Annotated in this window: 13 protein-coding genes; 5 read left to right on the top strand and 8 right to left on the bottom strand. The window is 70.6% G+C overall.

Annotated features, from left to right (window positions below; translation table 11 throughout):
* Positions 1 to 12: 12 nt before the first annotated feature.
* Positions 13 to 1,254: a cytochrome P450 gene (locus tag IPZ69_RS13685; RefSeq protein WP_235454371.1), complete on the bottom strand. Its 1,242-nt coding sequence runs from the start codon at positions 1,252 to 1,254 to the stop codon at positions 13 to 15.
* Positions 1,255 to 1,518: 264 nt separating this feature from the next.
* On the opposite strand from IPZ69_RS13685, the gene IPZ69_RS13680 reads away from it, so the two are divergent.
* The gene (locus tag IPZ69_RS13680; RefSeq protein ID WP_235454370.1) at positions 1,519 to 2,688 is read left to right on the top strand and encodes a steroid 3-ketoacyl-CoA thiolase; all 1,170 of its coding nucleotides are present in this window, start codon (positions 1,519 to 1,521) and stop codon (positions 2,686 to 2,688) included.
* On the opposite strand, the gene IPZ69_RS13675 is transcribed toward IPZ69_RS13680, so the two are convergent.
* Both IPZ69_RS13675 and IPZ69_RS13670 read right to left on the bottom strand, forming a co-directional pair.
* Entirely contained in the window at positions 2,672 to 2,857 is a 186-nt protein-coding gene (locus tag IPZ69_RS13675; protein ID WP_235454369.1) for a DUF397 domain-containing protein, read from the bottom strand. The genes IPZ69_RS13680 and IPZ69_RS13675 overlap by 17 nt on opposite strands.
* Entirely contained in the window at positions 2,838 to 3,665 is an 828-nt protein-coding gene (locus IPZ69_RS13670; protein WP_235454368.1) for a helix-turn-helix domain-containing protein, read from the bottom strand. Before IPZ69_RS13670 ends, IPZ69_RS13675 begins: the two co-directional genes overlap by 20 nt.
* A 119-nt stretch (positions 3,666 to 3,784) precedes the next feature.
* Here IPZ69_RS13670 and IPZ69_RS13665 point away from each other — a divergent pair, with 119 nt between their 5' ends.
* Positions 3,785 to 4,132: an ATP-binding protein gene (locus IPZ69_RS13665; protein WP_235454376.1), complete on the top strand. Its 348-nt coding sequence runs from the start codon at positions 3,785 to 3,787 to the stop codon at positions 4,130 to 4,132.
* Positions 4,133 to 4,138: 6 nt separating this feature from the next.
* Here IPZ69_RS13665 and IPZ69_RS13660 read toward each other — a convergent pair whose 3' ends face one another.
* The 3 genes from IPZ69_RS13660 to IPZ69_RS13650 all read right to left on the bottom strand — a co-directional run bounded on the left by IPZ69_RS13660 (position 4,139) and on the right by IPZ69_RS13650 (position 7,660).
* Positions 4,139 to 4,969 carry a hypothetical protein gene (locus tag IPZ69_RS13660; RefSeq protein WP_235454367.1) on the bottom strand — a complete coding sequence of 277 codons (831 nt, stop codon included), beginning with the start codon at positions 4,967 to 4,969 and terminating at the stop codon, positions 4,139 to 4,141.
* The gene (locus tag IPZ69_RS13655; protein WP_235454366.1) at positions 4,966 to 5,286 is read right to left on the bottom strand and encodes a PadR family transcriptional regulator; all 321 of its coding nucleotides are present in this window, start codon (positions 5,284 to 5,286) and stop codon (positions 4,966 to 4,968) included. Before IPZ69_RS13655 ends, IPZ69_RS13660 begins: the two co-directional genes overlap by 4 nt.
* Before the next feature lie 319 nt (positions 5,287 to 5,605).
* Positions 5,606 to 7,660: a bifunctional glycosyltransferase 87/phosphatase PAP2 family protein gene (locus tag IPZ69_RS13650; protein WP_235454365.1), complete on the bottom strand. Its 2,055-nt coding sequence runs from the start codon at positions 7,658 to 7,660 to the stop codon at positions 5,606 to 5,608.
* A gap of 301 nt (positions 7,661 to 7,961) precedes the next feature.
* Here IPZ69_RS13650 and IPZ69_RS13645 point away from each other — a divergent pair, with 301 nt between their 5' ends.
* On the top strand, positions 7,962 to 9,119 hold the full coding sequence (locus IPZ69_RS13645) for a DUF2330 domain-containing protein (RefSeq protein WP_235454364.1): 1,158 nt from the start codon (positions 7,962 to 7,964) through the stop codon (positions 9,117 to 9,119).
* A 67-nt stretch (positions 9,120 to 9,186) separates the two neighbouring features.
* On the top strand, positions 9,187 to 9,858 hold the full coding sequence (locus IPZ69_RS13640; protein ID WP_235454363.1) for an O-methyltransferase: 672 nt from the start codon (positions 9,187 to 9,189) through the stop codon (positions 9,856 to 9,858).
* Between the two features lie 42 nt (positions 9,859 to 9,900).
* Here the strand turns inward: IPZ69_RS13640 and IPZ69_RS13635 are convergent, their stop codons facing one another.
* Positions 9,901 to 10,293: an FHA domain-containing protein gene (locus IPZ69_RS13635; protein ID WP_235454362.1), complete on the bottom strand. Its 393-nt coding sequence runs from the start codon at positions 10,291 to 10,293 to the stop codon at positions 9,901 to 9,903.
* 99 nt (positions 10,294 to 10,392) lie between these two features.
* Here IPZ69_RS13635 and IPZ69_RS13630 point away from each other — a divergent pair, with 99 nt between their 5' ends.
* Positions 10,393 to 10,797, top strand: coding sequence for a DnaJ family domain-containing protein (locus IPZ69_RS13630; protein ID WP_235454361.1), 405 nt, complete (start codon positions 10,393 to 10,395; stop codon positions 10,795 to 10,797).
* Between the two features lie 321 nt (positions 10,798 to 11,118).
* Here IPZ69_RS13630 and IPZ69_RS13625 read toward each other — a convergent pair whose 3' ends face one another.
* Positions 11,119 to 12,390, bottom strand: coding sequence for a vanadium-dependent haloperoxidase (locus IPZ69_RS13625; RefSeq protein WP_235454360.1), 1,272 nt, complete (start codon positions 12,388 to 12,390; stop codon positions 11,119 to 11,121).
* Between the last annotated feature and the right edge of the window lie 327 nt (positions 12,391 to 12,717).

Raw genomic sequence — 12,717 nt, 5'->3', positions numbered from 1 at the left:
GCCGGCCCGGGTTCAGTCGGCCGTGCTGACTCGGAGTTCCTTCACGCCGTTGATCCATGCCGAGCGCAGCCGGCGGGGGTCGCCGGTCAGACGGAGCGTCGGCATCGTGTCGGCTATCGCGTTGAAGATCAGGTCGATCTCCAGGACCGCCAGGGACTTGCCCAGGCAGAAGTGCGGGCCTCCGCCGCCGAAGCCCAGGTGGGGGTTCGGGTCGCGGGTGATGTCGAAGACGTCGGGGGACGCGAAGACCTCGGGATCATGGTTGGCCGAGGCGTAGAACAGGCCCACCCGGTCCCCCTTGCGGATCTGCTGCCCGCCCAGCTCCGTGTCCTGGGTCGCCGTGCGCTGGAAGGAGTTGACCGGGGTCGCCCAGCGCACGATCTCCTCCGCCGTCGTCGCCGGACGCGCGCGCTTGTAGAGGTCCCACTGGTCGGGATGCGTCAGGAACGCGTGCATGCCGTGCGTGATCGCGTTGCGGGTCGTCTCGTTGCCCGCCACCGCCAGCATCAGCACGAAGAAGCCGAACTCGTCCGAGTTCAGGTTGCCCTCGTCCTCCGCCGCCACCAGCGTCGTGACGATGTCGTGGGCCGGGCACTGCTTGCGGTCGGCGGCCATGTTCATCGCGTACGCGATGAGTTCGGTGGCCGACTCCGCGCCCACCTCCTCCGTGATCGCGTACTCCGGGTCGTCGTACGAGATCATCCTGTTCGACCAGTCGAAGATCTTCGCGCGGTCGTCCTGCGGTACGCCGATCAGCTCCGCGATGGCCTGGAGCGGCAGTTCGCAGGCCACCTGGGTGACGAAGTCGAAGGGCCCGGAGTGGGCGACGGCGGCCTCGACGATCGAGCGCGCCCGCGTGCGCAGCCGGTCCTCCAGCGCGCGGATCGACCGTGGCGTGAAACCACGCTGCACTATCTGACGCACCCGCGTGTGCTCCGGCGGGTCCATGTTCAGCAGGATCAACCGCTGCGCGTCGATCGCGTCCCGCTCGATGTGCTCACCGAAGCGGATGATCGCCGTGTTGAGGTACGAGGAGAAGATCTCCGGGTGCGTGGAGACGTACTTGACGTCCGCGTGCCGGGTCACGGCCCAGTAGCCGTCGTCCGCGAACCCGGCCAGGCCGTGCGGCTGCGGGATCCAGCGGACGGGCTCGGACCGGCGCAGCTCGGCGAACTCCGGGAAGGGCACACGGCGGTGCAGCAGGTCGGGGTCGGTGAGGTCGAACCCGTCGGGCAGCTCGGGGCAGGAGGGCATCGGTGACTCCCGTCGTTCTGACGGTCCATCAGGAATGAGGGTTGCCGTGAAGGTAGTAACGGGTTCTACAAGTGGCAAGACATCCGGCGCCCCCAATTGCGTGCGGAATTCGTGCAGATCACAACTTCGCCCGCTGCACGACCCTTGCGGTACTCGACACGCTGTCAGCAGACTGCATCACAGAACTAGAACGCGTACTAGTTCTGCGTGGCGGGTGGCCGGGACGCCCGCGCCGCGCGGGTTGACCGAGGAAGGACCCTCCCCATGGCCGCGGAACCCGTGATCGTCGAAGCCGTACGCACCCCCATCGGCAAGCGCGGCGGCGCGCTCGCCAACCTCCATCCCGCCTATCTGCTGGGCGAGACCTATCGTGAACTGCTGGGCCGCACCGGCATCCCCGCCGACTGCGTCGAGCAGATCGTCGGCGGCACCGTGACCCATGCCGGCGAACAGTCCATGAACCCGGCGCGTACAGCCTGGCTGACCATGGGGCTGCCGTACGAGACCGCCGCGACGACCGTGGACTGCCAGTGCGGTTCCTCCCAGCAGGCCTCGCACATGGTCGCCAACATGGTCGCGGCCGGGGTCATCGACGTCGGCATCAGCTGCGGGGTCGAGGCGATGTCCCGCGTGCCGCTCGGGTCCGGCTCCAAGCACGGACCGGGCAAGCCGTTCCCCGACGAGTGGAACGTCGACCTCCCCAACCAGTTCGAGGCCGCCGAGCGCATCGCCCGGCACCGGGGGCTCACCCGCGAGAACGTCGACTCCCTCGGCCTCCTCTCCCAGGAACGGGCCGCCGTCGCCTGGTCGGAGGAGCGCTTCAAGAAGGAGACCTTCGCCGTCCAGGTGCCCACCACGGAGGAGGAACAGCACGCCGGGCAGGGCATGTGGCGGCTCGTCGACAAGGACGAGGGCCTGCGCGACACGTCCATGGAGGCGCTGGCCGGGCTGAAGCCGGTCATGCCCACGGCCGTGCACACCGCGGGCAACTCGTCCCAGATCTCCGACGGCGCGGCCGCGATCATGTGGGCCTCGAAGCGGATGGCGCGGGCGCTGAAGCTTCGGCCCCGGGCGCGGATCGTCGCCCAGGCCCTCGTGGGCGCCGACCCGCACTTCCACCTCGACGGGCCCATCGACGCGACGAAGGCCGTCCTGGGCAAGGCGGGCATGTCCCTCAAGGACATCGACCTCGTCGAGATCAACGAGGCATTCGCCTCGGTGGTGTTGAGCTGGGCCCAGGTCTTCGAGCAGGACCTGACGAAGGTCAACGTCAACGGCGGTGGAATCGCCCTCGGGCACCCTGTCGGGGCGACCGGGGCCCGGCTGATCACGACGGCCCTGCATGAACTGGAGCGCACGGACAAGGAATTCGCGCTCATCACGATGTGCGCGGGCGGCGGCCTCGCCACCGGCACGATCATTCAGCGTTTGTAGAGGTCCAGTTCAGGAACGCCGTGAAGGTGGCGGGCTCGAAGGCGAGGATCGGGCCCGTGGAGTTCTTCGAGTCGCGTACGGCTACGGCGGCACCAGGAAGTTCGGCGACCTCTACGCAGTTGCCCCCCTGGTCGCCGCTGTAGCTGGACTTACGCCAGTTGATCTCCATAGCGGTCCTCCATCACGCGCCGGATCAGCTCCGCCGACTCCTTGAGGGAGAGTGCGGCGGCTTGGAGATGATCGTAACGGAGCGAGCAGTCGTTGACGGTGTCCGGATTGGCGGTCGGATGCCCGCTGCCATAACCCTCCGTGTAGACGATGCTTGGGTCACTCCCGAAGCGGTAGAGGTCGAACGAGCCTTGCAGGCCCACGTGGGCTCCCGCTGAGTACGGCAGGATCTGAATGTTGGCCCGGGGATTGCCCTCAAAGGACAACAGGTGAGCCAGTTGTTCCCGCATGGCTTGAGCGCCGCCGATTTCCTGGTACAACGCCCCCTCGCTGAGGACCAGCCAGTAGATCGGCGGCTCCACCCTCTCGAAGATGCTCTGCCGGGCCAGCCGGACGGCCGTGCGATCGTCGAGGTTGGCCTGGTCGAGCACTCCGAGCACCGCCCGCGCGTACGCCCTGGTCTGCAGGAGTCCATGCACCATGTGCGTCTCGAAGGAATAGATCTCCGTGGCCCGCGCCTGGAGCTCCGCCACTTGCTGAAACCACGCCGGAAGTTGACTCCGCATCACCAGCGTGACGAGCCTGGACAGCAACCCGCCCGTCTCCAGCGCCACATCCGCCCGCTCGCTGAACTCCGGCGTGGGCAGCTTCCGGGCCGTCTCGATCTGGCCGACAAGCGACCCCGTGTAGTTGATGACGTCCCCGAGCTGCCGTTGCGTCAGGCCGGCCGCCTCTCGGTACCGGCGGAGCTCGAAGCCGTAGTAGTCGAGGGGCGAGGCGCCCGGGTCGAGGACGTTGATGTGGGTCATAGACGGTGCCCTCTCACGCAACTCGGTCCACTGCGGGACCCGTTGTATCCATGCCGTAGCCCAGAGTAGTCGCGCGAGGTCAGTCTCGTACCGTGAACTACCCCATCCCCCACTACCGCATGAGTCTCACCGTCGGCGAGCACTCCGTGCGGCACATCCGCCGTATCGTCCGTTCCCTGCTCGACGAGTGGGAACTGGCGCATCTGACCGACGCCCTGGAGCTGGGCGTGAGCGAGCTGGTCACCAATGTCGTACGACATGTCCCGGACCGCCGCTGCTCGTTGCTGGTGCTGCGGCAGACCGGGACGGTCCGGGTGGAGGTGACGGACTCCTGCCCGCGACCGCCCGTCACCCCGGCAGGGTTGTCCGAGAGCGGCCGCGGGCTCCTGCTGCTGGACGGGACGGTCGACAAGTGGGGCGTGTCACCGGCGCCGGGAGGCGGCAAGACGGTGTGGTTCGAGTGCTAGACCGTGCTAGACCGCGTCCTGCAGCTGCTCCCTGTGGAGCGCGGCCTTGGCTCCGCGACCGGAGCTGACCAGGGCCGCCGCGGAGGCGGCAACGGTGACGGCGAGGATGGGCATCGTGACCGTCTGGGCCGCGTCGGCGGTGTTCATGGCCGCGACGCAGGCGATGCCCGTCGTCGTCACGGCGAACGCCACCGCGACCCCGGACAGGGCGAGCAGCCGCAAGACCTTGGCGGACGGCCGGAACCGGGTGATGACGACGGCCGGCGTCACCGCCGCGGTGATGAGGAACGCCATCGGCCCGAACACCGCCACGGCCGCGACCCAGTAGGAGAGCGGATCGATGGAGGCGAACGCCAGCAGCAACGGAGCGATCACCCACGTGGGCAGCGTCGGGATGAGAGCCACCAGCGGGCGCCACGCGCTCCAGTTGCCGGTTCTGGAGGACTCCGCGAGGAGCGCGAGGACGCCGAGAAGCAGGATGAGCCCGGCGCCGTACATGGCGTACTGCGCGACGTCGAGGAGTCGGCGCACCAGGTCCGGAGTCGGCCGGGGTTCCTCGGACAGGACGAAGTGCAGTACCGGCAGGGTGTACAGCGCGGCGCACCAGGAGACCCAGGTGGTGGCGACGCTCGCCTGCATGCGGCGGCGGCGCCGTTCGACGGACTCGTCGGGCATCACCGGGCGGAGCCATGCCCGCAGCGCGCCGAACAGGAGGTCCGCGACGACGCTCGGGCGGGCGCCGGTGTCCTCGACCAGTGCTTCGAGTTCGCCGCCGTAGCGCTCCCGGAACGAGGGAGGATATGCCCGCAAGGCCAGCCTGACTGCCACGTCGATCACGCGTTTGCCACCCCCAGCCGGGTCAACCCCGTGCGTGCGAAGCGGGCCATCGCCCGCAGTTTGTCGTCGAGCACGGTCTGGCCCTCCGCGGTGATGCGGTAGGGCCGCCGACGCTCGTCCTCGTCCAGCGGCGCGATCAGGCCGCTTTCCTCCAGCCGCGCGATGGCGGCGTACAGCGTGCCCGGCCCCAGCTTGATGGACGTCTGTTCCTCGACGTCCTTGGTGATCGCGTAGCCGTGCTTGGGTCCGTCGGCCAGGCTGGCCAGGATCAGCAGCGCGGGTTCGGCCCAGCCGACGCGGTCCCGTTGACGCGGCATCGGGCACCTCCTTCGTTCCTCCCGACTACTACGCCGTACGATACTACGTAGTACGTAGCAGTGATCCCGGATCGATCTACCCGGGCGGTGGCGTCCGCCCCGTCACTTCGCGACATCGCGTCACTTCGCGAAACCGGGGATGAGCTCCATGAGCCAGGACACCACCTAGGAACATGACGACCACACCTGAAAGTGCCGATGTCCGGGGCCGAGTTCGTCGTCAGGAGAGGCCTCTCCGGAACGCTGCCAGGACAGTCACCAGAGGTGCCGGCCCGGCGGATCACCGGGTTCCACTCCGGACAGTTCCTGGACGGGCAGGTCAGGCGGAGCCCTTCGCCAGTACCGCCGGCCCCGGCTCCGCGTCGGTCTCTGTCGCCGTGGTCTTGATCATGCGTGCCCGCGGGCCCTGGAAGAGGTACGCCAGTCCGAAGCCCGCGCCCACGACCACCGCGCCGCCGGCCGCGTCCAGCACCCAGTGGTTGCCCGTGGCGACGATGGCCGAGACCGTGAAGAACGGGTGCAGCAGACCGAGCGCCTTCATCCACCACTTGGGGGCGATGATCGCGATCACGACACCGCACCACAGGGACCAGCCGAAGTGCAGCGAGGGCATCGCGGCGTACTGGTTGGTGAGGGCGGTGAGGGTGCCGTAGTCCGGCTTGGTGAAGTCCTGGACGCCGTGGACGGTGTCGATGATGCCCAGGGTCGGCATCAGGCGGGGCGGGGCCAGGGGGTAGAGCCAGAAGCCGACCAGGGCGAGGAGGGTGGCGAAGCCGAGGGAGGAGCGGGCCCAGCGGTAGTCGACCGGGCGGCGCCAGTAGAGGACGCCGAGGACGGTGAGCGGGACCACGAAGTGGAAGGACTCGTAGTAGAAGTCGAAGAAGCTCCGCAGCCAGTCGACCTTGATCACGGCGTGGTTCACCATGTGCTCGATGTCGACGTGCAGGAAGCGTTCGAGGTCGAGGATCTGGTGGCCGTGGTGCTCGGCCGTCGCCCGGCCCTCGGCGTTGCTGCCGCCCGTCGCCGCCAGCCGGACCTTCTGGTACGCGGCGTAGGTGACGCGGATGAGCAGCAGCTCCAGGAGGAGGTTCGGGCGGGTGAGCACCCGGCGCAGGAAGGGCAGCAGCGGGACGCCCCGCAGGCGGGCGGGGACCGGCTCGGCGTACTCGGTCGGGACCGGGCTCTGGTAGTACGGCGACGTACGGGACAGGAACGGTACGGCGGTGGCGGCGGCGACGGCCGCCAGCAGCACGATGTTGTCCCGCAGCGGGTACAGCGCCGGCATGTTCGGCAGCATCATCTTGGCCGGAAGCGTGGTGACGAGGACCACCGCGACCGGCCAGACGTACCGGTCGGAGGCCCGCTTGCCGACCCGGCCGACGACGGCGAGCAGCACCCACAGCAGCTGGTGCTGCCAGGTGGTGGGCGACACGGCGATGGCGGCGCAGCCGGTGAGGGCGACCGCGAGCAGGAGCTGTCCGTCGCGGGCGAAGCGCACGGCGCGGCGCAGGCCGAGGACCGCGACGGCCGCGCCCAGGAGGAGGAAGAGGGATATCTCCAGCGGGCCGGTCAGACCGAGGCGGAGCAGGGCGCCGTGCAGGGACTGGTTGGCGACCTCGTCGGCCCGGCCGCCGAGGCCGACGCCCGCCATGTGGTGCACCCAGTAGGTGTACGAGTCGTGCGGCATCGCGGCCCAGGCGAGCGCGGTGCAGGCGGCGAAGGTGCCGGCCGCGGTCACGGCGGCCCGGCGGCGCGCGGTGAACCAGAGCAGCGGGGCGAAGAGCAGCACGGTGGGCTGGAGCGCGGCCGCCACGCCGATGCACAGGCCGCCGGCCCGCTCGCCGCGCACGGCGAAGCAGCCGAGGAGCACGAGCAGGACCGGGATGATGCTGGTCTGGCCCAGCCAGAGGGTGTTGCGCACCGGCAGGGACAGCATCAGCAGGCTGATCGCGACCGGCGCGGCCAGCAGCGAGGTGCGGCGGCCGACCGGCTGGGGCAGGGCGCGGGCGGCGACCAGGCCGAGGGCCACGACGAGCAGCAGCGTGCCGAAGGTCCAGCCCCAGCCGAGTGCCTGCTCGGCGGAGGCCGTGAGCGGTTTGAGGACCAGTCCGCCGAAGGGCGTGCCGGTGAATCTGGTGGAGTCGTAGAGCGAGCCCGTCACGTGCAGGACGCCGCCCCGGCCGACCCAGGTCTCCAGGTCGGTCAGCCGCTCCCCGCTGGGAGTGCTGAGGACGACGGCCATCTGCCGTATCCCGAGGGCCGCGACCACGGCCCACAGGCCCAGCCGGACCGCCGTCAGACGTGCCCTGGCGGTCCCGGCCGGCGTCGCCCCGAAGGCATCCGCCGGTCCCCCGCTGTGCTCCACGTTCGCCACGCCTCGTCGGCCTCCCGCCCCGTCGTCCCGCCGCGCGTCGCGCGCCGGGATCTCTCCGCGAACCCTATGAGGCTCGCACCACCCCCGGAGAGAGACGCAGGCAACCCCCGCTTCACCTGACGTCCGCTCGCCTTTTGTCCGGATGACGATAGTGCGAGGGGGGTGTGGTTGCTTCCCCGGGGCGCGAGATGGATCACAGTGCGCCCTCCCGGTCTGCCTGTGAGGCGCTCTGGAACCAGGTCGTCCGTCGTGCCGTCTGAAGCCCTGTCCAGGGGAATCGACGTGGCGGGGGGCTTGGTCCATGGTGAGGCTGCGGGGGTGGGAGCGGGCGCGGGTGCGGGTGCTGGCCGTTGTGCTGGCGGTGCTCGGCGTGCAGGTGGGCTGGCTCGTCGCGCCCGCCTACGCCTGTGGGTGCGGCGCGATGGTGCCGGACGCCCGGCAGCGGATCGCCGTCTCCAGCGAGGTGTCCGTGCTGCGCTGGGACGGGCGGCAGGAGCAGATCGTGATGCGTCTGACGGTCGTCGGCGACGCCGACCGGGCCGCGTGGATCATGCCGGTACCGCACCGGGCCACCGTGGACCTCGGCGACCCGGCGCTCTTCGACGAACTGAGCGCCACCGTCGCCCCCGCCCACCGCACCCGGCACCACTTCTGGCCCCAAAGCGGCGACTGGCCCCTCAGCTCCGGCGGGGACACCGCCGAGGCCCCGCCCGCCGCGGGCGCGTCCGGCCCGTCCGGCGTGGACGTGGTCGGCCGCCAGCGACTCGGCCCCTTCGACGTGGCCCGGCTGACCGCCACGGACCCCGGCGCCCTGGACGGCTGGCTGCGCGCCAACGGTTTCGCCTTCCCCGACCGGCTGAAGGGCGCGCTGCAGCCGTACGTCAACCGGCACTGGGAGTACGTGGCGATCCGGCTGGCCCCGAAGACCGCGGGCACCGCGTTGCGGGGCGAGCTCGACCCGCTCCACCTCACCTTCGCCGCGGACGGCCCGGTCTACCCGATGCGCCTGTCCCACCTGGCCCGCACTCCGCAGTCACTGGGCCTGTACGTCCTGGCCGACCACCGCATGGAGCCGCGTACCGCGATCGGCGGCGACCGGCCGCGGGTCGTTTTCGCCGGCCGGCTCGACTCGCCCAAGGGCGCGCTGGCCGCGCTGTCGTCGGGCACCCCGTATCTGACCGCCGTCGCCCAGGAGTTCCCCGACCCGTCGCGCATCGACTCCGACCACGAACTGCGGCGGGCCGCCGCTGACACGCCCTACCAACAGGTGATCTACTCGGACCGGCTGCTCACGGTGGCCGGGATCCCGGCGTGGCTGCTCACGGTCGGTGGTGCGCTGGTGCTGGTGGCCACGGTCGCCACCCTGTCGGCCGTACGACGGTCGCGGCGGCCGGTGGTGCCCCCGCCGCCGGTCCAGCCGCCCCCGCCGCTGCGGCCGCCGTCTGCGCCGATCGGCTGACATTGGCCGACGCGGACCGGGAATCAGTGGTGTTGACTGGCATCAGACAGGAAAGGCGGAAGCTTGCATGAGCGGGTCGCAGCTCTGGGACGACGTCGACTTCTACTTCTCCACCCACCTCTCGCCGGACGACGAGGTGCTGCAGGCGGCCCTGCGCGACAGCGAGGCGGCCGGGCTCCCGCACGTCAACGTCACGGCTAGCCAGGGCAAGCTGCTCCAGCTCCTTGCCCAGATCCAGGACGCCCGGCACATCCTGGAGATCGGCACGCTCGGCGGGTACAGCACCATCTGGCTGGGCCGCGCCCTGCCGGAGGACGGCCGGCTGATCTCGCTGGAGTACAGCGCCAAGCACGCCGAGGTCGCCACCCGCAACATCGCCCGGGCGGGCCTGGAGCGGATCGTCGAGGTGCGGGTGGGCCCGGCCCTGGAGTCGCTGCCCAAGCTCGCCGACGAGAACCCGGCCCCCTTCGACCTGGTCTTCATCGACGCCGACAAGGCGAACAACGCCAACTACTTGGAGTGGGCGCTGAAGCTCACCCGCGCGGGCAGCCTGATCATCGTCGACAACGTGGTGCGCGACGGGCGGGTCCTCGACGCCGAGGGCGCCGAGCCGGACGTACGCGGCACCCGCGCCGCGATCGAGATGATCGGCTCCCACCCGAGACTGACCGGCACGGCGGTCCAGACGGTGGGCAGCAAGGGGTACGACGGCTTCGCCCTGGCCAGGGTGCTGGCCTGACGGCCGGGACGCGGATTCCGGCCCGACCGTCCGCGGGGGCCGTCACGCCTCGTGGTAGAAGCCCACGTTGACGGTGCGCGGCCCGGTGCGGTCCGAGACGATGATCTCGCCGGAGCCACCCCGGGGCAGCTGCACGCTCCCGCCGTAGGAGATGGTCTGCGCGTACTGCCCGACCGTCAGCCGGACCTCGGACGACGGGTCGGGCTGCGAGCCGCGCAGCCAGGTGACCTGCCAGCTGCCGTCCGGTCCGCACAGGAACTCCAGGTGGACCCGGGAGACGAACAGCCACTCCTCGGGCGTCACCAGCCGGCACACGGACGCGTCCCGGCCCACGCGCAGCACGGCGCCCGGTTCACTCGGCGCGTCCGCCATCAGCATGCCGGCCGTGGCACCCGCGTCCGCCGCCGAGACGGAGGCCATGGTCAGTTCGAGCACGTGCGTTCCCCCTGAAACGTCCTTGCGCGGTGGCAGGATTGCCGCACCGCCGCCAGATGATAAAACGCCCGGCCGGGTCGCGTCCGGCACAATGGACTCATGACCGAGCGAAAGCCACCGGGCGTGCCGTTCGAGTCCTGGGTCGACAAGCAGATCCGTGACGCGCAGGGGCGCGGCGAGTTCGACCGGCTGCCGGGCGCGGGCCAGCCGCTGCCGCCGGGCACCGACACGTCGTACGACGAACTCTGGTGGGTCAAGCGGAAGATGCACCGCGAGGGCCTCGCCGTCCTGCCACCCACCCTGGCCCTGCGCAAGGAGGCCGAGGACGCGCTCGCGGCGGCGTACGCGGCCCCCTCGGAACGGATCGCCCGCAAGATCGTGACCGACGTCAACGTCAAGATCCGCGACATGATGTTCAAGCCGCCGCCCGGTCCCCCACTGGGCATGAAGCCGTACGACGTCGAGGCGATCGCCCGAGAGTGGCGCGAACGCCGGCAGTCGTGAGGGGGGTGTCACGCCTCCGCCCGCCACAGGGGCTACAGGAGCCACAGGGAAGGCCAAGCGGATCGTCTCCGACGCGGAGGCGGCGCGGCTACGGGCAGCAGAGGAGAGGCCAAGCAGCCGGCCGCGGCCGCCGAGCACCTGGCCCGGGGTGGCCAGGCCGCCGCGGAAGGGATGCCCTGCTGGACGCAGTCCGGCAGGGCATTTGATGTTCACGGCGTCGCTGGGATGGCCGGTCTGGTGGAACGTGAGTCGACCAGACGTCTCCCCTCCGGTCAATGAGTTCCGGGCAGGGGTCACCTTGCGGAACCTGGAACCTCTCCGTCACCCCTGCGGCTGGCTGAACCACAACTGGGCGGCATTGCGCATCGTGTGCGCCGCGACCTGCTTGCCGAGGACGAGGCCGACTTCGTCGGCGGAGCGGGTGTGGATGCCGGAGTACACGCGGGCCACCACGTTGTCCTGGGAGAGCTGGCGCCAGGACGTGTAGGTGCGGGTCGCTCCGGGAGCGGTGGGGCTCGTCAGCTCGAACGGTGCGGTGCACGGCCCCGTGAACGCCGTCAGGACCAATTCCGCCGCACCGGCGTAGGTGTTGTGGCCGCTGGGGTATTCGGGATGGGCCGGCGCGGTGTGCAGCGGTGTCCACTGGGGATCAGGGTCGATGGCGCCCGTGCGGATGGCGGTGACGGGGCGCCAGCGCAGGTAGGCGTACTTGCTGTCGGCGGTGGCGATCTGCGTGTCCACCAGGGCGACGTGGAACAGAGCGACCAGCCTGGCCTGTGCGGCGGCGGACTGCGGCATCCGGGCCAGAGCGACCCGCAGCGGTTCGGTGTACAGGATCAGGGAGCCGGTGTACCAGAAGTTGGCGGTCTCGGTCTGCCGCCTGCTGCGCACGGTGCTGTCGACGGCCCCGTATGCGCGGACCTCGGCCAGGTCGGCGCGGTAGCGCGCGGAGTCCAGGGCGGGCGGTGCGGGCACCCGGTACTGGTCGGGGGTCTCCAGCAGGAAGGGCCTGGCCATCCGATTGCCGTACTGAATGGCCGGCGCATAGTCGGGAGGGGTCGGCCGCCACACACCGGGCGCTGTCGGCGGCACGGTGAACGGCGCGTTCACCGAGGCCGGGTCGAGGCCGTCGCCCTCGCGGGAGGCGAGGACCAGCCGTGCCTGACGCGCACCGGCCGCGATGCCCTTCGCCTTGGCCGGTCCGTCCGGAACGCGGTCCAGCGTCGCGCGCAACGCGGCACCCACTTCCTGGGTACGGGACGGGATCAGCGCCACCAGGCAGTCGTGCACGGCAGATGCCAGGGCCGCGTCCCGGAACGTGCTCCGGTCTGTGCAGGGCGGCACCTGGCGGGTGGCTCGGGCCGCTGCCAGCCAGCTGACGGCCCAGGTCCGGCTGTTGGTGATCTGGGTAGCCACGCCGGCCGCCGCGATGGTCGCGGCCGTCGTGTCGTACCAGTCGAGCGCCACGGACAGGTGCGGCCGCCGTTCGTCCGCAACAGCGGGCGTGGCCAGCGGGACGGTGGCGGAGGCGGTCAGCAGAGCCGCCGATCCCAGCGCCTTCAGGGCGGAGCGGCGAGGAGTGAGCGGGTTCACGGATACTCCTTGATTGAAGTGGGGGTGTGCGCTGTGGCCGAGCGGGCACGCACACGGAGGAAACCGCCATGTCGGGCGGCCGGCGTGTGGGCGGCTGCGGGGCGCGGTGAGGCGTCAGCCACAAAGGGCGGCGGCGACACATGGAAGGTCGATGGCGCACCGCCTGGTGAACCGCCGAGAGATCCGCATGGCAACGACGGCTTCGCGTCATTGCCATGCGCCGTAACCCGAGGGGGCGTCACGGATGACGCAGGGGACAGCGAACTGCGCCGTCATCGGCGTGCCGCTCGCCGCAGCGACGTGAGGAGTTCGTCGGGCCCCGCAGTT

The sequence above is a fragment of the Streptomyces olivochromogenes genome, assembly GCF_021538895.1.
In the GTDB taxonomy this organism is placed as follows: domain Bacteria; phylum Actinomycetota; class Actinomycetes; order Streptomycetales; family Streptomycetaceae; genus Streptomyces; species Streptomyces olivochromogenes_A.
This window is presented reverse-complemented; position numbering and strand designations above follow the sequence as displayed.